18 protein-coding genes and 1 tRNA gene are annotated in these 23574 nt (G+C 64.1%); 14 read left to right on the forward strand and 5 right to left on the reverse strand.

Annotated features, from left to right (window positions below; translation table 11 throughout):
* Positions 1-119 precede the first annotated feature (119 nt).
* From pxpB to tesB, 7 genes are all read left to right on the forward strand, one after another.
* Entirely contained in the window at positions 120-809 is a 690-nt protein-coding gene (pxpB, locus tag ACWPWQ_RS15455) for a 5-oxoprolinase subunit PxpB (RefSeq protein ID WP_454010193.1), read from the forward strand.
* On the forward strand, positions 803-1735 hold the full coding sequence (locus ACWPWQ_RS15460) for a 5-oxoprolinase subunit C family protein (RefSeq protein WP_454010194.1): 933 nt from the start codon (positions 803-805) through the stop codon (positions 1733-1735). Before pxpB ends, ACWPWQ_RS15460 begins: the two co-directional genes overlap by 7 nt.
* Positions 1719-2462 (forward strand): 5-oxoprolinase subunit PxpA, encoded by a 744-nt coding sequence (pxpA, locus tag ACWPWQ_RS15465; RefSeq protein WP_454010195.1) that lies wholly within the window; start codon positions 1719-1721, stop codon positions 2460-2462. The genes ACWPWQ_RS15460 and pxpA overlap by 17 nt, the downstream gene beginning before the upstream one ends.
* Before the next feature lie 54 nt (positions 2463-2516).
* On the forward strand, positions 2517-3257 hold the full coding sequence (locus ACWPWQ_RS15470; protein WP_218290780.1) for a DUF969 domain-containing protein: 741 nt from the start codon (positions 2517-2519) through the stop codon (positions 3255-3257).
* Entirely contained in the window at positions 3254-4243 is a 990-nt protein-coding gene (locus ACWPWQ_RS15475; RefSeq protein ID WP_454010196.1) for a DUF979 domain-containing protein, read from the forward strand. The genes ACWPWQ_RS15470 and ACWPWQ_RS15475 overlap by 4 nt, the downstream gene beginning before the upstream one ends.
* A gap of 114 nt (positions 4244-4357) precedes the next feature.
* A complete protein-coding gene (gene pcp, locus ACWPWQ_RS15480; protein ID WP_454010197.1) occupies positions 4358-5011 on the forward strand; it encodes a pyroglutamyl-peptidase I in 654 nt (217 codons plus the stop codon).
* A 68-nt stretch (positions 5012-5079) separates the two neighbouring features.
* Entirely contained in the window at positions 5080-5943 is an 864-nt protein-coding gene (tesB, locus tag ACWPWQ_RS15485) for an acyl-CoA thioesterase II (protein WP_454010198.1), read from the forward strand.
* A gap of 74 nt (positions 5944-6017) precedes the next feature.
* Here the strand turns inward: tesB and ACWPWQ_RS15490 are convergent, their stop codons facing one another.
* From ACWPWQ_RS15490 to ACWPWQ_RS15500, 3 genes are all read right to left on the reverse strand, one after another.
* A complete protein-coding gene (locus tag ACWPWQ_RS15490) occupies positions 6018-7196 on the reverse strand; it encodes a dicarboxylate/amino acid:cation symporter (RefSeq protein WP_139439560.1) in 1179 nt (392 codons plus the stop codon).
* Between the two features lie 118 nt (positions 7197-7314).
* On the reverse strand, positions 7315-7917 hold the full coding sequence (locus ACWPWQ_RS15495; protein ID WP_454010211.1) for a class I SAM-dependent methyltransferase: 603 nt from the start codon (positions 7915-7917) through the stop codon (positions 7315-7317).
* A gap of 175 nt (positions 7918-8092) precedes the next feature.
* Positions 8093-8734 carry a TetR family transcriptional regulator gene (locus tag ACWPWQ_RS15500; RefSeq protein ID WP_454010199.1) on the reverse strand — a complete coding sequence of 214 codons (642 nt, stop codon included), beginning with the start codon at positions 8732-8734 and terminating at the stop codon, positions 8093-8095.
* A gap of 152 nt (positions 8735-8886) precedes the next feature.
* Between ACWPWQ_RS15500 and ACWPWQ_RS15505 the strand changes: the two genes are divergently transcribed.
* Genes ACWPWQ_RS15505 through ACWPWQ_RS15515 form a run of 3 tightly spaced genes read left to right on the forward strand, consistent with a single transcriptional unit; the run spans position 8887 to position 14655 of the window.
* Complete coding sequence (locus ACWPWQ_RS15505; RefSeq protein ID WP_454010200.1) at positions 8887-10080, forward strand: efflux RND transporter periplasmic adaptor subunit; 1194 nt, start codon at positions 8887-8889, stop codon at positions 10078-10080.
* A gap of 17 nt (positions 10081-10097) precedes the next feature.
* Positions 10098-13247 (forward strand): efflux RND transporter permease subunit, encoded by a 3150-nt coding sequence (locus ACWPWQ_RS15510; protein WP_202046698.1) that lies wholly within the window; start codon positions 10098-10100, stop codon positions 13245-13247.
* Positions 13240-14655 (forward strand): efflux transporter outer membrane subunit, encoded by a 1416-nt coding sequence (locus ACWPWQ_RS15515; RefSeq protein ID WP_454010201.1) that lies wholly within the window; start codon positions 13240-13242, stop codon positions 14653-14655. Before ACWPWQ_RS15510 ends, ACWPWQ_RS15515 begins: the two co-directional genes overlap by 8 nt.
* 185 nt (positions 14656-14840) lie before the next feature.
* On the opposite strand, the gene ACWPWQ_RS15520 is transcribed toward ACWPWQ_RS15515, so the two are convergent.
* Both ACWPWQ_RS15520 and ACWPWQ_RS15525 read right to left on the reverse strand, forming a co-directional pair.
* Positions 14841-14916: transfer RNA gene (locus ACWPWQ_RS15520), tRNA-Thr, on the reverse strand.
* A gap of 86 nt (positions 14917-15002) precedes the next feature.
* Positions 15003-15743, reverse strand: coding sequence for a phosphatase (locus ACWPWQ_RS15525; RefSeq protein ID WP_139434773.1), 741 nt, complete (start codon positions 15741-15743; stop codon positions 15003-15005).
* A gap of 463 nt (positions 15744-16206) precedes the next feature.
* Here ACWPWQ_RS15525 and ACWPWQ_RS15530 point away from each other — a divergent pair, with 463 nt between their 5' ends.
* The 4 genes from ACWPWQ_RS15530 (at position 16207) to ACWPWQ_RS15545 (ending at position 23516) form a co-directional block, all read left to right on the forward strand.
* Positions 16207-16860, forward strand: a complete 654-nt coding sequence (locus ACWPWQ_RS15530; RefSeq protein WP_025327582.1) for a TetR/AcrR family transcriptional regulator — start codon at positions 16207-16209, stop codon at positions 16858-16860.
* A 47-nt stretch (positions 16861-16907) separates the two neighbouring features.
* Positions 16908-19232: an acyl-CoA dehydrogenase gene (locus tag ACWPWQ_RS15535; protein WP_454010202.1), complete on the forward strand. Its 2325-nt coding sequence runs from the start codon at positions 16908-16910 to the stop codon at positions 19230-19232.
* A gap of 162 nt (positions 19233-19394) precedes the next feature.
* On the forward strand, positions 19395-22457 hold the full coding sequence (locus ACWPWQ_RS15540) for an efflux RND transporter permease subunit (RefSeq protein WP_454010203.1): 3063 nt from the start codon (positions 19395-19397) through the stop codon (positions 22455-22457).
* A 15-nt stretch (positions 22458-22472) separates the two neighbouring features.
* Positions 22473-23516 (forward strand): efflux RND transporter periplasmic adaptor subunit, encoded by a 1044-nt coding sequence (locus tag ACWPWQ_RS15545; protein WP_454010204.1) that lies wholly within the window; start codon positions 22473-22475, stop codon positions 23514-23516.
* Positions 23517-23574: the final 58 nt, after the last annotated feature.

A 23574-nucleotide genomic window follows, 5' to 3' on the forward strand; every position in this document is an offset into this window, starting at 1 on the left:
AGATGCCTGGGACGCGCAACGGCTTGCGCACCCAATGATGACTTATTGTAGATAAATTATCGATGTTTTATCGATATGTTTGCTGTATGTTAACTGTGTGTTTCGTTATCGGGGGTTGTATGGGATCGAGTGAGTGTCGCCTCTACCCGCTGGGAGAGCGGGCCCTGGTGCTGGAGGCGGAGCCGGAGGCCGGGTTTGTCGGCCAGCGGCGGATCTGGTGGTTGGCGGAGCGACTTCGTCAGCAGGAAGGTAAGGGGCAGGTGTCGGCTGAGCCGGCGTTGGAGGAGTTAGTGCCGGGGATGAACAACCTGACCCTGGTGTTCGATCCCGAGGTGACGAGTTTTGCCCGTCTGGAGCGGCGACTGACCGAGCTGTGGCATCAGGGCGAGGAGCTTGACTACCACCCGCGGGAGCGGGAGATCCCGGTACACTACGGCGGCGAATGGGGGCCCGATCTGGAGGAGGCCGCCCGGCATTGTGGCCTGACGCCGGCCGAGCTGGTGGCGCGCCACAGTGGCGGCGACTACCGGGTCTACTTTCTCGGCTTCCAGCCCGGCTTCGCCTATCTGGGTGGTCTGGATCCGGCGCTGGCCGTGCCACGGCGCAGAGAGCCACGGCTGCGGGTACCCGCCGGCAGCGTCGGCATCGGCGGGGCCCAGACCGGCATCTATCCGGCGGCCAGCCCCGGCGGCTGGCAACTCATCGGGCGCACGGATCTGGTGTTGTTCGACCCGAACCGTGACGAGCCCTCCTACCTGCTGCCCGGCGATCGGGTGCGTTTCGTCCCAGTGGGAGGCTCGCCATGCTAGAGGTGGTTCGCCCCGGACTGCAGAGTACAGTCCAGGATCTCGGTCGCCCCGGTTTTCGCCATCTCGGCATTGCTCTGGGGGGCGCCCTGGACAGGGAGGCGCTGATCCTGGCGAATCGGCTGGTGGGCAATCCGGCCGGTGCTGCGGCCATCGAACTGGTGCTGGGGGCGGCCGAGTTTCGCTTCCTGCGTGACGGCTGGTTGGCGCTGACCGGGGCCGATTGTGGCGCCACCCTGGACGGAGAGCCCGTCTGGCACGGCTGGCGCTGGCGGGTACGGCGCGGCCAGCGCCTGCTGTTGCCCGCGCCCCGCCATGGCATGCGCAGCTACCTTGCCCTGGATGGCGGTGTGGCCGAGCCCCTGGTGATGGGGTCGCGTGCCACCGAGTTGCAGGCCGCCTTCGGTGGCCATCAGGGCCGGGCCCTACGGGCGGGCGATCGCCTGCCGCTGGGGGAGCCGCTGCACCATGATGGCGCCATCGGCGCCCTGCTGCGGACGTCGGATCAGTGTCTGCGCGTCTTGCCGGGCCCGGAATTCGACGAGTTTGACGCGGCCGCCGTGAACGCGCTCTGGCAGGCGTACTGGCGGCCCAATTCCGCCAGCAACCGCATGGGGGTTCGCCTCAATGGGCCCGAACTGGTCCGCAGCCGTGGACGGGAACTGCCCTCCCACGGGGTCCTGCCCGGCGTCATCCAGGTGCCCCCTGGTGGACAACCCATAGTGCTGCTGGCCGATGCCCAGACCACCGGGGGCTACCCGCGCATCGGCTGCGTCATCGAGGCCGATCTCTGGAAGCTGGCTCAGGCTCGTCCGGGGGAGCGGCTGCGCTTCGTCTCCCAGACCAGGGAGCAGGCCCTGGCGGCGCGCCGTGAATGGCGGCTCTACCTCAATCGTTTCGAATGGAAGGCTTATGGACAGATGCATTGATCTCAACGCCGATGTGGGCGAAGGCTATGACTCGGACGCCGCGCTGCTGGACTGTGTCAGCTCGGCCAACATCGCCTGTGGCTGGCACGCGGGGGATGCGTCCCTGATGGGCGAGACAGTCCGGCTGGCGCTGGCCAGGGGCGTCGCCATCGGCGCCCATCCCAGCTTCCCGGATCGGGAACACTTCGGGCGGGCCCCCATGGTGCGGGAGCCGGCGAAGGTCTATGCCGACGTGCTCTATCAGGTGGGGGCCCTGGCCGCGCTGGTCAAGGCGGCCGGGGGCCGGCTGGCTCATGTCAAACCCCATGGTGCGCTCTACAACCAGGCAGCCCGGGATGGGGCCCTGGCCGATGCCATCGCCAGCGCCGTCGCCAGTCTGGATCCCAGCCTCAAGCTGATGGGGTTGGCGGGCAGCGAGCTGATCGCCGCCGCCCGGCGCCATGGGCTGACCCCCATCGCCGAGGTCTTCGCCGATCGCGCCTATCTGGCCGATGGCTCCCTGGCGCCTCGGGGCCAGCCCGGCGCCGTCATCGACGACGAGACGAAGGCGCTGAGCCAGACCCTGCGCCTGGTGCGGCTGGGGGAGGTGGAGACCCTGGAGGGGACCCTGCTGTCGCTGCTGCCCCAGAGCATCTGCCTGCACGGGGATGGCGCCCATGCCGTTGCCTTTGCCCAGCGCCTGCGCGAGGGCCTGATGTCGAACGGAATATCGATAAGACCTCATTGAGGAGGTCAATCTCAAGCCACCGCGGTGGCGTCTAGATGGAATGGAGAGGCTCACATGGATGGAAGTGTATTATTGCCACTGATAGGGATCCCCGTGGTGGTGCTGGGTTTTGCTTTGAAATTCAATCCGTTGCTGGTAGTGACGGCAGCGGGGTTGGCGACAGGTCTGGCGACTGGCATGTCCCTGACCGGGCTGCTGGAGACCTTCGGCGAGAAGTTTCTCAACAGTCGGCAATTGGCCACCCTGATCCTGATCCTGCCGGTGATCGGCCTGCTGGAACGCTATGGCCTCAAGGAGCGGGCGCAGAGCTGGATCGCCGGCATCCGCAAGGCCACCTCGGCCCGCATCCTGATGCTCTATTTCGTGTTGCGCCAGGGCACGGCCATGCTGGGGTTGCTGAGCCTGGGGGGTCATGCCCAGACGGTGCGTCCGCTGATCGCCCCCATGACAGAGGGGGCCGCGGTGCATCGTCATGGTGACTTGCCCAAGCATATTCGTGACAAGATCCGGGCCCATGCTGCCGCCTGTGACAACGTGGCGGTCTTCTTCGGTGAAGACATCTTCCTCGCCTTCGGTGCCGTCTTGCTGATGAGTGCCTTCCTCCAGGAGAACGGCATCACCCAGGTCGAGCCCCTCTACATAGGGTTGTGGGGAATACCGACCGCCCTGTGTGCGCTGCTGATCCACATGGGTCGTCTGCTCAGGCTCGATGCCAGCATTGCCCGCGACGTGGCCGCCTGGCAGGCGGGCGAACAGGCCAAGGCCCCCGAACAAGCCGTGCTGGAGCGTGCATGATGAACAGCCTGATCACTCTCAATGATATCTACTACCTCATCGGTCTCATCGTCATGCTGCAGGTAGGCATGACCCTCTCGGACAGGCATAACCCCAAACGCTATACGACGGCTCTGTTCTGGTTCTGCTTCGGCGCCATCTTCCTGTTCGGCGACCTGCTGGTCAGCCAACTGGGTAGTCAGATTGCCTACCGGATAGTGGGTGTGCTGGTGATCCTGATCGCCCTGCTGGCCGGCACCGGTCAGCTGGCGATGGGGCGTTACTCCCAGCGCACTGATGCCGAGCGGCAAGATTCGGCGGGCAAACTGGGTAACCGTCTGTTCCTGCCCGCCGTCATGATCCCGGTGGCGACTGTGATCAGCACCGTACTGCTGGGGCATGCCACCCTGGGGGATTACTTCGTGCTGGATCAGAAGAACATCACCCTGACCTCCCTGGCCATAGGGACGCTGGCGGCCCTGCTGCTAGGCTGGAGGCTGACCGGTGGCACCCCTCTGCAGGCGGTGCGTGAATCGAGACGGTTGGTGGACTCCATCGGTTGGGCCGCCATCCTGCCGCAGATGCTCGCCATGCTGGGCGGGGTCTTCGTGGTCGCCCAGACGGGGGAGTCGGTGAAGGAGGTGGTGAATCTGTTTGTCACCCCCAACAATCTGTTCTTGATGGTGACCATCTACTGTGTCGGCATGGCGCTGTTCACCATGATCATGGGTAATGCCTTCGCGGCCTTTCCCGTGATGACGGCGGGTATCGCCATCCCCTTCCTCATCATGGGGGCCCACGGCAACCCCGCCGCCGTCGTCGCCATTGGCATGCTCTCCGGTTATTGCGGTACCCTGATGACCCCCATGGGGGCCAACTACAACATAGTGCCCGCCGCCCTGCTCGAGCTGGATAACAAGTATCAGGTCATCCTGGTACAGATCCCCACCGCCATCCTGATGCTTGGCTGCAACATATTGCTGATGTACTTCCTGGCGTTTCGTTAATGCGTCATGACGAGGGCCACCCACTCGGGCGGCCTCGTCTCCTCAGGATCATGCGTATTGCTGTGGGGGCGCCGTGGCCGGCCGCATGTCGAAACAACCCAGAAGGATATGATAATGAAGACCATTTTACTGACCGGTTTCGAGCCCTTCGGTGGCGAGCCGCTCAACCCGTCCTGGGAGGCGGTCAGGGGACTCGATGGCCAGCACCTCGGTGAACAGCATCTGATCCGGACGGTGCGACTGAGCTGTGTCTTCGACCTGGCCCTGGCGGAACTGGAGGCCGAACTGACACAGCACCAGCCCGTGCTGGTGCTGGCGGTGGGTCAGGCGGGGGGGCGCAGCGAACTCAGTCTGGAGCGGGTCGCCATCAATCTGGATGACGCCCGCATCCCGGATAACGCCGGTGCTCAGCCCATTGACAGGCCCATAGTGGCGGATGGCCCCGCGGCCTATTTCACCACCCTGCCCATCAAGGCCATGGTGCTGGCACTGCGTGAGGCGGGGTTGCCCGCCGCCGTCTCCTACAGCGCCGGGACCTATGTCTGCAACCATCTGTTCTACGGCCTGATGCATAGGATTGCCCGGGACGGATTGTGCTGCCGGGGCGGTTTCCTGCACATCCCCTATCTGCCAGAGCAGGCGGCGCGGCAGCTGGCGGGTACCCCCTCGATGAGCCTGACCCAGATAGTGCAGGGGCTGACGATCGGCCTGGACGCGGCACTGAATCACGAGCAGGACCTGGCGATCGGTGGCGGCACGACCCACTGAGAGAGGGGGGAGGTTGCCTCGGCACGGTCTCCTTGTTAGCCTTTCGCGCACAGATACAGGAGAAACCAATGAGCAAGGTACTGGATGAGCTGCTGGCACTGCTGGCGCTTGAGAAGATCGAGGAGGGCCTGTTTCGGGGCCAGAGCCAGGATCTCGGGTTGCGATCCGTGTTTGGCGGGCAGGTAATGGGGCAGGCCTTGTCAGCCGCCAAGCAGACGGTGGCCGGGGATCGCCAGGTGCACAGCTTCCACTCCTACTTCCTGCGTCCGGGGGATGCCAACAAGCCCATCGTCTACGACGTGGAGAACATCCGCGACGGTCAGACCGTCTCCACCCGCCGGGTCAAGGCCATCCAGGGCGGCAAGCCCATCTTCTACCTCAATGCCTCCTTCCAGGTGGAGGCCGAGGGCTTCGAGCATCAGGCGCAGATGCCCGAAGGCATTACGCCCCCCGAGCAGCTCAAGAGCGAGCTGGAGCTGGTGCGTCCCTACGAGCAGCTGATCCCGGCGGCCCTTAGGGACAAGATCCTGTGCGAGAAGCCCCTGGAGATCCGCCCCGTGACCCTGGTCGACCCCATTCGCCCGGATGTACACGAGCCCCTGCGCTACACCTGGTTCAAGGCCAACGGCACTGTGCCGGACGATCAGCGGGTCCACAACTACCTGCTGGCCTATGCCTCCGACTTTCACTTCCTGTTTGCCGCCCTGCAGCCCCACGGAGTGTCGTACTGGGAGCCGGACATGCAGGTGGCCACCATAGATCACTCCATGTGGTTCCACCGGGAGTTCCGGCTGGATGACTGGCTGCTCTACGTGGTGGACAGCCCGAGCGCCAGCGGCGGTCGTGGCCTGGTACGCGGCCAGTTCTTCACCCGCGACGGCGTGCTGGTGGCGAGCACCATGCAGGAAGGGGTGATCCGCCGCCGGGGTTGAACCTTGGTTCATCGAGGGTCCATCAACAAAAACGGGAGCCACTGGCTCCCGTTTTTTTATTGTGGCGCAGGCCCTCAGGCGGCGTCCTGCTCCGGTGCGGCCAGGGGCGCTTCGCCCTGGGCGAAGCGGTCGGCCCAGAGGGCGATGACGCCATCCCCGGTGACGTTGCAGGCGGTGCCGAAGCTGTCCTGGGCCAGGTAGAGGGCGATCATCAGGGCGATGGAGGCCTCACCGAAGCCGAGCATGGAGGTGAGCAGGCCGAGTGCCGACATGACGCCGCCGCCGGGGGCGCCTGGCGCCGCAATCATGATGACGCCGAGCATCATGATGAAGGGCAGCATGGTGCCATAGCCCGGAATGGCCAGGTGCTCGGAGAGGAACATCACCGCGGTGGCGCAGGTCACCAGCGTGATGGTGGAGCCACAGAGGTGAATGGTGGCGCACAGGGGCACGGTGAAGTTGGCGATGCCGTCGCTCACGCCGTTGTTCTTGCTCGCCTGCAGGGCCACCGGGATGGTGGCGGCGCTGGACATGGTGCCAAGGGCGGTGAAGTAGGCGGGCAGCATGTTCTTGATCAGCATGGCGGGGGAGCGACCCAGCGCCAGCCCGGTGCCGATGAAGAGCAGGCTGAGCCAGAGCCAGTGCATGACGATGGCCATCACCAGCACCACGCCAAAGGTCTTGAGAGTGGCGAAGACGGTGCCTTCCACCGTCATCTCGACGAAGACCCCGGCGATGTAGAAGGGCAGCAGGGGAATGATCACGCGGGCCAGCAGGCGGTCGATGATGTCACGCCCCTGATCGGCGACCCGGCGCAGGTCGGTGGCCTGGGTGGCGCTGATGCCGATGCCGAACACGAAGGCGGCGGCCAGGGCTGACATCACCCCGAACAGCGGCGGGATCTCGAGATTGATGTAGGAGCTGAGCTTGATGGCGGCTTGCGCCGTGGGCTCGGCGGCCGTGGTCAGCTGCGGGATCAGCTGACTCGCCACCGTGAAGGCGAACAGGCCCGCCAGTATGGTGGAGCAGTAGGAGAGGGCCACCGTCTTGCCGAGCAGCTTGCCGGAGTTCTTCGGCAGGCTGGCGATGCCGCTCATGATGAAGAACAGGATGATGAGCGGAATAGTGAAGGTGATCAGCTGACCTATCACCGTCTTGGCCGTGAACAGCACCCGTGCGACCCATTCCGGGGCGTAGAGGCCGAGCAGGAGACCGGCGAGGATGCCGGCAATCAGATTGAGGACGAGTTTCATGGGGGGAATCCAGGTGTTGGTGTCTGTTTTGTTATTTAATCTTGATTTTAATGCCGCTTTTTAACACAAATGCCGCATCTTGTCTGCCATCACCTGGTTAACTCAGAGTTAAATATTGTTATCTGGATGCTGAATCACGTCGGGCACTCTGTCTGGAACGACGGCCGCGATATTGATTGATGGTGGCGGGATTGGGGTCGCGGATCAGCAGGGCATGGAGCCAGCGGCCGTGCACCGCATCGTCGCTGCACCAGCTCTGTTGCAGCTCAAACGGCAGGGGGGCGATCAGCTGCCGCAAGCGGACCTCATCGAGCCGGGTCAGCAGCGGGTAGTCGTCCTGTGAGGGGGGCAAGGGGCTGCCGGGGTCATTCTCGCCATAGGGGAAGGAGCAGTAGAGGGGGCCCTGGGGTTTGAGCAGACCCGCGAGGTGCATCAGGGCGGGGGCCAGCTCATCCTCGGTGAGGCAGGGCAGCGAGCCGCTGGCCCAGATGCCGTCATAGGGCAGCACGTTGTGCATCTGCTCGAAGCGGCAGACCCGCACCGGCTGGCCGCACAGGCGCGAGGCGGTGCTGGCCTGGCTCAGGCTGGCATCGAAGGCGGTGACCATGAACCCCAGCTCCCGAAAATGGTGCAGATCCTCCCCCGCGCCGCAGCCGGCTTCCAGCAGGTGGGCGCCCGGCTGCAGGCGGGCCAGGAAGGGGGAGTGGGGGTTGTTTTTGATATATAAAAGAGGTGGGAGAGGAAGAGGAGAGGGGAGAGCGCCTGGGTGCCTTGGGCGGGTGACGTGGCAGTGGCATAGGGCTCGTCTCTTGGGTGGGCGGCTACTCTAGCAAATTTGCCCCCTGCTGTTCAGCTCTGCTGAGGATCCTCCCCGGCCCTGCGCGCCTTCAGCGCCATCAGGGGCGGCGCAAGAGCGAGGGAGAGGGGTTGGCGAGCAGACCAAACAGGGTGTCGAGCAGGAAGTCGGCCTCCCGAATCAGGTTGATGCGCTCCGGGAAGTGCAGCCAGTTGATGATGTAACCGTCCAGGGTGCAGTGCAGCAGGGTGGCGGCGCGGTGCAGATCCAGGGTCTGGGGCAGGTGGCCGAGGCGCACGGCGTTGGCCAGGGTGATCTCCAGATCCCGGAAGAAGTTGAATGATTGCACGCGCATGTGATCCCGCAGGGAGATGGCCTCTCCTTCCAGCGACTCCAGATTGAACATGATGGTGAACATCTGCTGGTGGGCGGGCTCGGTGCTGATCTTGTGCATCACCTCCTTGAGGAAGCTGTGCAGCTTGCCGAGGGGATCCGGCTCCTGCTCATCCACGCAGGCGTCTAGCTGGTGGGAGAGGGGGGCGCACAGCTCCTCCCACAGGGTGACGAACAGCTCCTCCTTGTTCTTGAAGTGCCAGTAGATGGCGCCCCGGGTCAGGTCTGCCGCCTTGGCGATGTCGGTCAGGTTGGTCTTCGCCAATCCCTGTTGGCAGAACAGATTCAGGGCCGTGCTCATGATGTGGCAGCGGGTCTGCTGCGCTTCTTCTTTGGTTCTTCTGGCCATCGGATCTGTACCTGTTAAAAGGGGAAAAAGTTACTTACATACATTTATGAATGTATGTATATTGCCTCATCTTCGCAGTTTTACCAACAGGGGCCCTATAAACCCTGTGGTTTTGTGGTTTTTTTTGTTTGAAACAGAGGCTCAGAAACTCCATGCATAAACACATTCTCGCACGTTCGGTGGGCCTTGCCTTGTTGGCAAGCGGCCTGCTGGCTGGTTGTGGCGACAAGGGCGAGGCAGGGCAAGGGGCGGGCGAGATGCCGCCTGCCGCCGTGGACGTGGTCACCCTCCATGCCGCACCGCTGCAACTCATGTCCGAGCTCACCGGCCGTACCGCCCCCCTGCGGGTGGCCGAGGTACGTCCCCAGGTGAATGGCATCATCCTCAAGCGCCTGTTCACCGAAGGCAGCGACGTCAAGGCCGGCCAGTTGCTGTACCAGATCGATCCCGCCGTCTATCAGGCCGCCGTCGCCAGTGCCAAGGCCAATCTGGCCAAGGCGCAGGCCAACGAGCAGAGCGCCCGTCTCAAGGCCCAGCGTTATGCCGAGCTGGTGAAGGTGAAAGCCATCAGCCGTCAGGAGTATGACGACGCCGACGCGGCCTGGAAGCAGCAGGTTGCCGAGATCGGGGCCGCCAAGGCCGCCCTGCAGAGCGCCAACATCAACCTGGCTTATACCAGGATCACCGCCCCCATCAGCGGCCGCATCGGCAAGTCTGCGGTGACCGAGGGTGCCCTGGTCACCGCCCAGCAGGCGGACAGCCTCACCTCCATCTCCCAGCTCGATCCCATGTATGTGGACGTGCGTCAGTCCACCGCCGATCTGCTGCGCCTCAAGCGCCAGGTCGCAGCCGGCAAGCTGACCCAGGGCCAGCAGGATGGCGCCAAGGTCAGCTTCCAGCTGGAAGATGGCAGCCAGTACGGCGAGCAGGGGACCCTGCAGTTCTCCGACGTGACAGTGGACGAGACCACCGGCATGGTGACCCTGCGGGTCCTGGTCCCGAACCCCCATGATCTGCTGCTGCCCGGCATGTTCATGCGCGCCACCCTGCAGGAGGGCGAGCGCCCGCAAGGCCTGCTGGTGCCCCAGACCGCCGTGACCCGCACACCGAAAGGCGGTGCCACCGTCATGGTGGTGACTGCGGACAACAAGGTCGAGCTGCGGGAAGTGCAGCTCAGCCGCGTGGTTGGCGACAGCTGGGTGGTGGAGTCCGGTCTCGATGCCGGCGAGAAGGTGATAGTGGCCGGTCTGCAGAAGGTCAAACCCGGTGCCCTGGTGGCGCCCGCTGAGCGCACCAGCACCACCACGACAGCACAAGCCGATCAGACCCAGGTCACCAAGCAGTAGGATGGAGTAGTCGCCTCATGGCACGATTTTTCATAGACAGACCCATTTTCGCCTGGGTGATTGCCCTGGTGATCATGTTGGCCGGGGCCATGGCCATCATAGGCCTGCCGGTCGCCCAGTACCCGACCATAGCCCCGCCGGCCGTCGGCATCTCCGCCAGCTACCCGGGGGCGTCCGCCAAGACGGTGGAAGACTCGGTGACCCAGATCATCGAGCAGAACATGACGGGGCTGGATCACCTGCTCTACATGTCTGCCCAGTCGGATTCTTCCGGCAACGTCAGCGTGACCCTCACCTTCAAGCCGGGTACCGATCCCGACATCGCCCAGGTGCAGGTACAGAACAAGCTGCAACAGGCCATGTCGCTCCTGCCCCAAGAGGTGCAGCAGCAGGGCGTGCGGGTCCAGAAGACCTCCAGCAGCTTCCTGATGGTGGCCGCCTTCATCTCCACCGACGGCACCATGACCAACGATGACCTGGCGGACTATGTGGTGGCCAACATCAAGGAGCCCCTGAGCCGTCTGGACGGGGTGGGTGACATCACCTTGTTCGGCAGCCAGTACTCCATGCGCGTCTGGCTCGATCCCCACAAGCTCAATCGGGTGCAGATGACCCCGGCCGACGTGCAGGCCGCCATCCAGGCCCAGAACGCCCAGGTGGCCTTCGGCAAGCTGGGTGGCACCCCTGCGGTGAGCGATCAGCAATTTACCGCCACCATCATGGGCCAGACCCGGCTCTCCACCGTGGAGGAGTTCAACAACATACTGCTGCGGGTGAACCAGGACGGCTCCAAGGTGCTGCTCAAGGACGTGGCCCGGGTCGAGCTCGCCGGTGAAAACTACGACGCGACCGCGCTCTACAACGGCCAGGCCACGGCGGCGGTGGCCATCAAGCTGGCGACCGGAGCCAACGCTCTGGACACCGCCGAGCATGTCCGGGCCAAGCTGGGTGAGCTCTCCGAGTACTTCCCGGCCAACATGGAGATCGTCTACCCCTACGACACCACGCCGTTCGTGAAGATCTCCATCGAGGAGGTGGTGCAGACGCTGATCGAGGCCATCTTCCTGGTGTTCTGCGTCATGTATCTGTTCCTGCAGAACTTCCGGGCGACCCTGATCCCGACCATAGCGGTGCCCGTGGTACTGCTCGGTACCTTCGGGGTCATGGCGGCCTTCGGCTTCTCCATCAACACCCTGACCATGTTCGGTCTGGTGCTGGCCATCGGCTTGCTGGTGGATGACGCCATCGTGGTGGTGGAGAACGTGGAGCGGCTGATGAGCGAGGAGGGGCTCTCCCCGCTGGAGGCGACCCGCAAGTCCATGACCCAGATCACCGGCGCCCTGGTGGGCATCGCCCTGGTGCTGTCGGCGGTGTTCGTGCCCATGGCCTTCTTCGGCGGCTCGACCGGTGCCATCTATCGCCAGTTCTCCCTCACCATAGTCTCGGCCATGGTGCTCTCTGTGCTGGTGGCGCTGATCCTGACCCCGGCGCTCTGTGCCACCCTGCTCAAGCCCATGAAACACGGGGAGTTCGGTGCCCAGCGCGGCTTCTTCGGCTGGTTCAACCGCTTCTTCGACACCAATGCCAACCGTTACCAGAACGGCGTGCGCAAGGTGATCAAGCAGGGGACCCGTTACAGCATCATCTACCTGGCCATGCTGGCGGTGCTGGCGGTGCTCTTCATGCGCCTGCCCACCTCCTTCCTGCCGGAAGAGGATCAGGGGGTCATCATGTCCATGGTGCAGCTGCCGGTGGGGGCCACCAAGGAGCGTACCGAGGTGGTGCTGGCCGACATGCGCGACTACTTCCTCAAGAACGAGAAGGAGAACGTCGACTCCGTGCTGACGGTGGCGGGCTTCAGCTTCGCCGGTAGCGGCCAGAACAGCGGCATGGCCTTCATCAAGTTGAAGGACTGGAGCGAGCGCCAAGGGGAAGAACGCAGCGCCAACGCCATCATAGGCCGCGCCATGGGCTATCTGTTCAGCATCAAGGAGGCCCAGGTGTTCGCCTTCAACCTGCCTCCCATCCCTGAACTCGGCACGGCCACCGGCTTCGACTTCTTCCTGCAGGACCGCGGTGGTCTGGGGCACGAGAAGCTGATGCAGGCTCGTAACCAGTTGCTCGGCATGGCGGCGCAGGATCCCAACCTGGTGCGGGTACGCCCGAACGGGATGGAAGACACTCCCCAGCTCGACATCAAGATCGATTACGAGAAGGCGCTGGCCCAGGGGCTCTCCATCAGCGACATCAACAACACCCTGTCGGCGGCCTGGGGCTCTTCTTACGTGAACGACTTCGTCGACAGAGGCCGGGTCAAGAAGGTCTACCTGCAGGCGGATGCCCCCTTCCGGATGAACCCGGAGGATCTGAAGCTGTGGTACGTGCGCAACAGCGCGGGTCAGATGGTGCCCTTCTCCGCCTTCGCCAGCACCGAGTGGAGCTTCGGCTCGCCCCGTCTTGAGCGTTACAACGGCGTCTCCGCCATGGAGATAGTCGGTGAAGCGGCGCCGGGCAAGAGTACGGGTGACGCCATGGCGGCCATAGAGCAGATGGTGAAACAGCTGCCGGAAGGGATCGGTATCGAGTGGACCGGGCTCTCCTTCCAGGAGCGTCAGGCAGGCTCCCAGGCGCCGGCCCTCTACGCCATCTCCCTGCTGGTGGTCTTCCTCTGTCTGGCGGCCCTGTACGAGAGCTGGAGCATTCCGTTCTCCGTCATGCTGGTGGTGCCGCTCGGGGTACTGGGCGCCATACTGGCGGCTACCCTGCGCGGGCTCGAGAACGACGTCTACTTCCAGGTGGGCCTGCTCACCACTATCGGGCTCTCGGCCAAGAACGCCATCCTGATCGTGGAGTTCGCCAAGGAGCTCCATGACAAGGGGATGAAGCTCGGCGATGCGGTGGTGGAAGCCTCCCGTCAGCGTCTGCGTCCGATCCTGATGACCTCCCTCGCCTTCATCCTCGGCGTCTTGCCGCTGGTGATAAGCACAGGTGCCGGGGCCAGCAGCCGCAACGCCATCGGCACCGGCGTCATGGGGGGGATGATCACCGCGACCGTGCTCGCCATCTTCTTCGTGCCGCTCTTCTTCGTGCTGGTGATGCGTTACTTCACCAAGCAGAGTTCAGCCGAGGAGCGCGCCGCGCTGACCAAGGAGACCCAACATGACTAAGACCCTGGTCGCCCTGAGTGTGACGCTGCTGCTGGGGGCCTGCTCCATGGCCCCCGATTACCAACGCCCCGAGGTGCCGCAAGGCGCCTCCTGGCAAGAGAACCTCGCCACCCAGGGGGCGCTGGCGCCCTGGCAGCAACAGTTCCTCGATCCGGCGCTGCAAAAGCTGATCGACACCGCGCTCGAGAACAACCGGGATCTGCGGCTCGCGGCCCTCAACGTCGAGGCCTATGAGGCCAGATATCGGATCCAGCGGGCGGCCCAGTTGCCGACCCTGGCCGCCAGCGGCTCCGGCACCCGTCAGCAGGGATCCGACGATCTCAGCAGCACGGGGCAGGGGAGCATCAGCAGCCAGTACGGCGCCGACATCGGCATCACCGCCTATGAGCTGGACCTGTTTGGCCGGATCCAGAGCCTGAAAGATCAGGCGCTGGAGAACTACCTGGCGCAAATCGAGACCCAGCGCAGCACCCAGATAGCGCTGATCGCCTCGGTGGCGAACGCCTATCTCACCCTGCTGGCGGATCAGGAGCTGCTGGCCCTGAGCCAGGCGACGCTGGCGACCGAGCAGGAGAGCTATGCCCTGACCCAGCACAAGTACCGGCTGGGGGCGGCTTCCGAGATGGAGCTGGCGCAGGGGCGCACGGCGCTCGAGAACGCCCGGGTCAGCCAGGCGCAATACCAGCGTCAGGTGAAACAGGACAGAAACGGTCTGGCCCTGCTGCTCGGCACAGAAGTGCCTGTGCTGGAAGGGCAACCGGCGACCCTGGCCGAGGTGAAGCTGGCGCCGATCCCGGTGGGGGCCCCCTCCAGCCTGCTGCAACAGCGGCCCGACATACTGGCGGCGGAGCACAGCCTGAAGGCGGCCAACGCCAATATCGGCGCGGCCCGTGCCGCCTTCTTCCCGACCATCTCGCTCACCGCGACGGCGGGCACCGCCAGCAACCAGCTGAGCGGGCTGTTTGACGGCGGCACCGGCACCTGGACCTTCATGCCCCAGATAAACCTGCCCATCTTCGACGGTGGCAAGCGCGTGGCGGATCTGGACGTGGCCGAGGTCGGCACCAAGCAGGCGGTGGCGAACTACGAGAAGAGCATCCAGACCGCCTTCAAGGAGGTCGCGGATACCCTCGGCGCCCAGGCGGACTACCAGCAGCAGCTGCAGGCCCAGCAGGATCTGGTGGACGCCAACCAGACCTACTTCAAGCTGGCGGAGTTCCGTTACGAACAGGGGGTGGACAGCTATCTGACGAGGCTGGATGCCCAGCGCTCCCTGTTCAGCGCGCGGCAGGGGCTGATCAGCACCCGCCTGGCCCAGCTCAGCAACCAGGTCGCCCTCTACAAGGCGGTCGGCGGTGGCTGGCAGGCCCCCAAGGAGGCCCCGGCGGCATCCGAAGGGCAGGGCTAGTCTCTCATCCGTTGCTGACAATGTGACAAAACGGGGCGAACCGCAGGGTTCGCCCCGTTTTTATGTGTAAATGGCCGCCTCTTCTGGACACTTCGCTGCCGAGCGCAGGCCCGGTTCGCGAACGCCAGGCTTGCCCAGACCGAGATAGAAAAAGGCCCGCATCGCTGCGAGCCTTCTCATCTATCTGGTGCCGGAAACAGGAGTCGAACCTGCGACCTTCGCATTACGAATGCGCTGCTCTACCAACTGAGCTACACCGGCTTGTCCCTAGATTCCCGAAAATGTGCAGGCAAGTCAATGAGCCCTGACTGTATTTATGAGCCTGCTCATGGAGTTACGGGCACATGTCAGAGATCGACGAATTCCGGAATGTGGGCGCGGCCACGGCTCTCTAGAAACGCGAGCAGGGCGCGGGGGGAGCGTGCCAGGATCCGCTCCTCGGGGAAGCCAGCCTCGGTCACCAGCCGGTGGCAGTGGTCGAAATCCCCGAGGCTGAAGGCCACGTGGGAGTCTGAGCCGAAGGTGAGATAGGCACCGAGGTCGCGCGCTGCCTCGACGATGGCGCGGCAGTTGCCTTCACTGCCAGGACGGGAGTGACTGAAGGAGGAGTTGTTGATCTCCAGCGCCACCCGGTATTCGGCGGCGGCCCTGACCACGGCCTGGATGTCGATGGGAAACGCGGGGTTGCCCGGGTGGCTTATCATGTCGACCCGGCCGCTCTTGATGGCGTTGATCATGGCCTGGGTATGGGTTGCCTGATCGCAGGGGGGAAACACGGGTTCATGGAAGCCAGCCATGATCATGTCGAGGCGCGACTCGTAGCGTTCGGGGAAGTCGATTTCGCCGTCTATGTTCTTGATGTTGGCCTCGATGCCGCGCAGTATGCCGACCCCGTCCACCACCCGCGGCAGCACGTGCAGATTGACGAAGTGCCAGAAGTGAGGGGCATCGGCCATGTCGGGGCCGTGATCCGTGGTGGCGAACAGCTTGATCCCCTTGGCCCTGGCAATGGGCAGGTAATCGTGAATGGTGCTGTAGGCATGGGTGCTGGCGACGGTGTGCGTGTGGGTATCGACCGTATACTTCATCTTCTCTCCCCTCTGGCATGAGGCGCCAGCATAGCAAAATTGGCGGACTCGGGCCATGTGGCGGCCTGCCATACTTTGTCACAAATTACGCCAGGACTGACAAAGTCTGACCACTTTTGTCTGCGAGCATAGCCCCATCGATGCAAGCCTGAACTCTCATCGATGAGTCGAAACTGGATGATTCGACTCACTTTTCCCCACCGTCGCCCCTGCGACGGTTTTTTTTCGCCCGCAATCTTCGCCGCCATCCGGATAAAAAAATGCCCAACTAGCATGGCGCAAGTTGGGCGAGACTTAATGTTTAATTGCAGTGGCATAGATATAGAGTCCGGCCTGGCCGCTAAGTTCCCATCTTGTTCCCGCTTTTTTGGTTGAAAACATTTCGCCAACACCTGTTCACATTCTCTTGACATGGCTGGGCGTGAAACGTACTTTTTAAACATTCGTTTAAGTGAGGTGTCCAGTGAGTAAAATCGATACCAAAAACCGTATTCTCGATGCCGCCGAGGTGCTGTTTGCCGAGCGGGGATTCGCCGATACCTCGTTGCGTCTGATCACCAGCGAGGCCGATGTGAACCTGGCCTCGGTCAACTACCACTTCGGCTCCAAAAAGGAGCTGATCCAGGCGGTGCTCGATCGCTACCTGAGTATCTTCATGCCGGCGCTGGATGCGCGGTTGCAGACCCTGATGGTGCAGGAGCAGCTGACCCTGCTGCAGGTGTTCGAGAGCTTCGTCGATCCCCTGATGAAGCTGGTGGCGGTGCGGGCCAACGGCCCGGCGCTCTTCATGCAGTTGCTGGGGCGCGGTTACATCGACAGTCAGGGCCACCTGCGCCGTTTCATCACCACCCACTACGGGGCGACCCTGCACGGGATCACCCAGGCGATTTCCAAGGCCAACCCGGCCCTGTCGCCGGCGGATCTGTTCTGGCGCCTGCACTTCACCCTGGGCACAGTCGTGTTCACCATGGCTTCCGCCGATGCCCTGCGTGACATCGCCCAGGCCGATTTTGGCCAGCAGCTCGATGTGGAAGGGCTGGTGCGCAACGTTATTCCTTATCTGGCGTCCGGTGTCGGGGCGCCCGTGGAGTCGACCAGGCTCTCCCTGGCCGTGTAACACCTAACAATAATCAACGGAAACAGTGAAATAGAAGGAACTTCGGTATGATCACATTGCTTGTCCTGCTGGTGCTGGCGATAGCCGTGGTGCTCGGCGTGCCCGCCATCCGTAAAAAGGTGGTAACCCGTCCCGTGTTCGGCATCTTCAAGAAGATACTGCCGCCCTTGTCGGCCACCGAGCGGGAGGCCATGGAAGCCGGCTCCGTCTGGTGGGATGGCGAGCTGTTTCGCGGCAACCCGGACTGGAAGAAACTGCATGGTTACGGCAAGGCGACCCTGAGCGCCGAGGAGCAGGCCTTCATCGACAATCAGGTGGAGACCCTGCTCGCCATGGTGGACGACTTCAAGATCGTCAACGAGACCAAGGACCTGCCCGAGCCGGTCTGGGACTACCTGAAGAAGGAAGGCTTCTTCGCCCTGATCATCCCGAAATCCTATGGCGGCCGCGAATTCTCGGCCATTGCCAACTCCACCATAGTCACTCGCATTGCCACCAAGAGCCTGAGCGTGGCGGTCACCGTCATGGTGCCCAATTCCCTGGGCCCGGGTGAACTGCTGATGCACTACGGCACCCAGGCCCAGAAGGACTTCTGGTTGCCGGGGCTGGCCAACGGCAAGGAAGTACCCTGCTTCGCCCTGACCGGTCCGGAAGCGGGCTCGGACGCCGGCGCCATCCCGGACAAGGGGATCGTCTGCAAGGGCATGTACAAGGGGGAGGAGGTCCTCGGGCTTCGCCTGAACTGGAACAAGCGCTACATCACCCTGGCGCCCCGTGCCACCGTGCTGGGTCTGGCGTTCAAGATGTACGATCCGGACAAGTTGCTGGGTGACAAGGAAGAGATCGGCATCACCTGTGCCCTGATCCCCACCAACCACCCGGGTGTGCGGGTCGGCGATCGCCACTACCCCATGGGGCTGGCGTTCCTGAACGGTCCGACCTTCGGCAAGGATGTGTTCATTCCGCTCGACTGGATCATCGGCGGCCCTGAATACGCCGGCCGCGGCTGGCGCATGCTGGTGGAGTGCCTCTCCGCCGGTCGCGGCATCTCGCTGCCTGCCCTGGGCACCGCCTGCGGCCACATGGCGAGCCGCACCGTGGGCGCCTACTCCTATGTGCGCAAGCAGTTCGGCATGTCCATCGGCAAGTTTGAAGGGGTACAGGAAGCGCTGGCCCGCATCGGCGGTCTCACCTACCAGCTGGAAGGGGCACGTCGCATGACGGCAGGTTCCCTGGATCTCGGTCAGGCGCCCGCCATCGTCACCGCGATTTCCAAGTACCACATGACCGAAATGGCGCGCCAGATCATGGATGACTCCATGGACATCCACGCCGGTCGCGCCATCCAGCTGGGCCCGAAAAACTACACCGGCTACGCCTACATGGGCATTCCGGTCGCCATCACGGTGGAAGGGGCCAACATCCTGACCCGCAACTTGATGATCTTCGGGCAGGGTGCCACCCGCTGCCATCCCTACGTGTTTGCCGAGCTGGAAGCGGCCGCCGACACCGACGTGGAGCGCGGTCTCGAGAAGTTTGATGCCCTGCTGATGAAGCACATCGCGTTCGGCACCGGCAACTTCTTCGGCGCCCTGTTCCAGGGGCTGACCCTGGGGCAGTTCAACAATGCCCCCGTGGGAGGGGAAACCGCCCGCTACTACAAGCAGCTCTCTCGCATGAGCAAGGGGCTGGCCCTGTGCGCCGATGTCTCCATGCTGATGCTGGGTGGCGATCTCAAGCGCAAGGAGATGATCTCCGCCCGTCTGGGTGACGTGCTGAGCCACCTCTATCTGGCCTCCGCCACCCTCAAGCACTACGAGGATCAGGGCCGCATGGTCTCGGATCTGCCGTTCGTGCAGTACGCGGTTGAGCGCAACCTCTACCTGATTGGCAAGGCGTTCGAGGGCTTCTTCCAGAACTTCCCGAACAAGGTGGTGGGCGCCGTGCTCAAACGGGTGGTGTTCCCGTTCGGCGTGGGCTACAAGATGCCGGCAGACGAGCGTTGCCACGCCATCTGTCTGGCCATGATGACGCCGGGGGAGTTCCGCGACCGCCTGACCGCGCTCTGCTACGTGGGCAAGGACGACGCTGATCCTGTCGGTCTGATGGAGCGCGCCTTCCAGGCCATGGTGGCGGTGCAGCCCATCGAGAAGAAGCTGGTGCAGGCCCAGAAAGAGGGCAAGCTACCCCGCAAGATGGCCCTGCCGGAGCTGGTGGCCGCGGCCCTGTCCCAGTCCATCCTCGGCAAGGAGGAGGCCGACAAGCTGCTGGCCGCCGATGCCCTGCGCTACGAGGCGATCCAGGTAGACAACTTCGCCCCGGGCGAGCTGGAAGGGTTGTCTCAAGCGAACCCGGTCGTGCACGCCGCCTGACCCCGAGAGTGAACCGACAACCGGCCCATGTGGCCGGTTTTTTGTTTGTTAACCAGGCATTTACAACCTCGATTAATTCCAGTTAAATGCAATGGCCCCCACCCTTGGGGCAGGAAGCAAGGCCAGCGGAATGGCCAACAACAACAAACTCAGGAAGAGTGAATGAACCTCGCCAAAACGGCGATCGAACGCCCCATCTGGGCGGTGGTCTCGGTCGTGCTGATTTTTTTGCTGGGCCTGCTCAGCATCCGGGGACTGCCAGTCCAGCTGTTTCCCGACATTGACCGTCCTCACCTCAACATCTCGGTGGACTGGCGCTCGGCCTCGCCCCAGGAGATGGAGTCGGAGATAACCGACCCCATCGAGCAGGAGATGCAGGGGGTACAGGGGCTCAAGAGCCTCACCAGCAACAGCTACCCCGGCTTCACCGAGATCGACATGGAGTTTGCCCTCGGCACCGACATGCAGCGGGCCCAGCTCGACGTCATCTCGCGCCTGAACCGGGTCTCCGGCCTGCCGGACAACATCGGCGGTCCCTACGTCAACAACTACAGCAGCAACGACACCCTGACCTTCTTCTTCATCCAGCAGTTGCCCGGCGCCAAGGGGGAGATAGACGATCACCAGGCGCTGATCGAGGCGAGGGTCAAGCCGGAGCTTGAGCGCATCCCAGGGGTATCGACCGTGGAGGTGGAGGGGATCAACGAGCGCCAGATCCAGATCCGCTTCGACCCCTATCGCGCCGCCGAGCTGGGGGTGGAGATACCCGTGCTCGCCAGCCGGGCAACCACCGACTGGGATGTTTCTGCCGGTACCCTCGACATCGGCCGCTGGGAGTACAAGCTGCGCTTCGCCGGTCGCTACGATGTGACAACCCTGGGGGACAAGGTGGTGGACTGGCGGGACGGCCTGCCCATCTATCTGCGGGATGTGGCCGAGGTGAGGCTGGCCCGGGAGGAGAACCCTGTGCTGCGCATCCAGAACGGCAACACCGCCATCGCGGCGCAGATCTTCAAGGAGAGCGGGGCCAATGCCCTGGCGGCGCTGGAGGGGATCAAGGCCAAGGTGGATGAGCTCAACCGGGAGGTGCTGGAGCCGGTCGGGCTGCACATGGAGCAGTCGTTCGATGCCTCCCTCTACATCAACCGGGCGGTGGGCATGGTGACCGCGAACCTGGGGCTCGGCGTGCTGCTCTCCTGCGCCATCCTCTGGGTCTTCCTGCGCCAGCTCAAGGCGACCCTGATGATAGCGATCGCCATCCCCATCAGCATCATGCTCACCTTCTGCCTGCTCAAGGTGATGGGCCGCACCCTCAACATCATCTCCCTGGCGGGGATCGCCTTCGCCGTCGGCATGGTGCTCGACGCGGCCATCGTGGTGCTGGAGAGCATCTATCGGCGCCACGAGCGGGGGGATTTGAACAAGGCCGAGGCGGCGCTGGCGGGCACCCGGCAGGTGTGGACCGCCCTGGTGGCCTCCACCCTGACCACGGTCGCCATCTTCCTGCCGGTACTCTTGCTCAACGACGTGGAGGGGCAGCTGTTCGCAGACCTGGCGCTCACCATCGCCTGCGCCGTCACCGTCTCCATGGTGGTGGCGGTGACAGTGCTGCCGGCGGTGGCGGCGCGCTGGATGGGGTCTGAGCGGCTGCTGGATCCCTATGACAGCCAGTGGCAGCGCATCACCCGCCACCTGATCCGCTGGACCGGCACGGCTCCCCGGCGCTGGGCCATCATCGCCCTGATGATGACGGGGCCAGTGCTGGCCAGCTGGCTGCTGCTGCCCAAGATGAACTACCTGCCGGACGTGAAGCGTGACGCCATCGATGTGTGGATGAGCTTCACCCCCGGGGTCAACCTCAAGGCCCAGCGCGAAGAGGTGATAGACACCCTGATCGCCCGCCTCGATCCCTACATGAAAGGGGAGAAGGAGCCGGCCCTCAAGAACTACTACATATTGCGCTACCCGGGCGGCGCCCAGATCGGGGTGCGGCCAAAAGAGGAGAGTCGGATCAAGGCGCTGGAACAGCTCCTGATGAAACAGCTGCTGGTGGGGATCCCCGATACCCGGGCCTTCGGCGGTCAGGGCTCCCTGTTTGGCGGCTTCGACAGCGAGAACGGCATCTCACTGCTGATCCAGGGGGGCGAGCTGCCGGCGCTCTATCAGGCGGCGCGGGAGAGCATGGCCATAGTGCAGCGGGACTTGCCGGGGGCCCAGATAAGGCCTGAGCCCGGGCTCGATTTCACCGCCCCCGAATTGCGGCTGGTGCCCCAGGACAGGCGTCTGGCCGAGGTGGGCTGGGATCGCAGCCCCATGCCCGCCATCATCCAGACCTTCGGCGACGGCCTGCGGGTCGGCGAATATTTCGACGGGGAGGAGCGGCTCGACATCCTGCTGATGGGTCAGGCCTCCGCCAACCCGGACGAGCTGAAGGCGGTGCCGCTCGCGACGCCGTCCGGGCGCATCGTCCCCCTCGGCGAGCTGCTGCGGGTGGAGCCCGGCCTCGGGCCTGAAAGCATCTTCCGGGCCGACGGGCGGCGCAGCATCAGCCTGCAGATCACCCCGCCTGAGGGGATGAGCATGGAGCAGGTGCTGGAGACCCTGCAGACCAAGAGCTTTGCCGCCATCCGGCCGCTGCTGCCCGCCGGTGGCGAGCTGAGGGTCGCCGGCAATGCCGACAGCCTGCAGCAGGCGCTGGACAACCTGGGGAGCATCTTCCTGTTTGCGGTGATGATACTGCTCATCTTGCTGTGGGGGGTCTTCGCCTCCCTCAAGGATGCCGTGCTGGTACTGCTCACCCTGCCGCTCGCCTCGGTGGGCGGCGTGCTGGCATTGCACCTGAGCGGCCTCCTGGTGCCGCTGCCGATGGATCTCTTGACCATCATCGGCTTCGTCATCCTGCTGGGGCTGGTGGTCAACAACGCCATCCTGCTGGTGCACCAGACCCGCATGGCCGAGCGGGACGGCCTGAGCCGCCAGTCGGCGGTGGCCGATGCCCTGCAAAGCCGGATGAGGCCCATCGCCATGACCAGCCTCACCAGCATCTTCGGCATGCTGCCCCTGATGCTGAGCCCGAGCGAGGGGAGCGAAATCTACCGGGGGCTCGCCACCGTCATCGTCGGCGGCATGAGTTGTAGCACCCTGTTCACCCTGATCCTGTTACCCGCCTTCCTCCGTCTCGGGGAGCAGGCGGAGATCCCACAACCCCTGCGCCAGCGGGCCTGAGCTAGGAGCTTATCGATGACGCATATATTCACAAGGATGATGGTGGGGGCCCTGCTGCTGGCAGGGGGGCTGCCCGCGCTGGCACAAGACAAGATGGTGACCCTGGCGGATGTAACCCAGGGGGAGGCGGGGGCCAGCATCTGGGTCAGCGGCACTGTGGCGAGCCGCCAGCAGGCGGCGCTCAGCGCCGAGGTGAGTGGCCGGGTGGAGTGGATTGCCGAGTTCGGCAGCCGGGTGAAGGCGGGGGACGAGCTGCTGCGCCTGGACAGCGCGACCCTGCGCCTCTCCCTGGAGCAGTCCCGGGCCGAGCAGGCGAGAGAGGCGAGCAACCTGCGCTACGCCCGCGCCGAGTTCCAGCGCCTGGATCGGTTGCACCAGCAGAAGAGTGCCTCCCAGAGCCAGTACGACAAGGCGCGCTATGACGTGGAGCAGGCGGAGCTGGCCGAGCAGCTGGCCCGGGTACAGGTGCGCCAGATCGAGGCGCAGTTGCAAAGGACCCACATCTTCGCCCCCTTCGACGGTGTGGTGAACGAGCACTTCATCCAGCCGGGGGAGCACGTGGACGCGGGCGAGCGGGCGCTGGAGCTGGTCAACCCGGCGCAGCCTGACATCCGGCTGCGGGCACCCATCGTCTGGGCCAGCCAGCTGGAAGCAAAGGCCAGGTTGCGGGTGGAAGGGGAGCAGCTCAGCGGCCACGCCGTCTATTACCAGCGGGCGGCGAGCGCCGATCCCAAGTCGCGCCTTATCGAGCTGCGCCTCAGGCCAGAGCCGGGCCGCTTCATCATAGGCTCGCCGGTGCGGGTGGCGTTGCCCCTGGGAGAGCAGCAGACCATGCTGCTGCCACGGGATGCCCTGGTGCTCGGCACCGAGGGGAGCGTGGTCTATCAGGTGGAGCAGCACGGCGAGGCGCTGACCGTGAACCGGGTGCCGGTCACAGTGCTGTTCGGCGACAGCCGGCAGGTGGCGGTGAGCGGCGCCCTCAAGCAGGGGGACAGGGTGGTGGTGCGCGGCGCCGGCAGCCTGCAGGATGGCGACAAGGTGGCGCTGTTTCGCGGCTGAGGCGGCAGTTTCGCCATAAAAAAAACGGCTCCCGCGGGAGCCGTTTTTGGTGCCAGTG

It is taken from the genome of Aeromonas sp. Marseille-Q7275 (assembly GCF_965119515.1).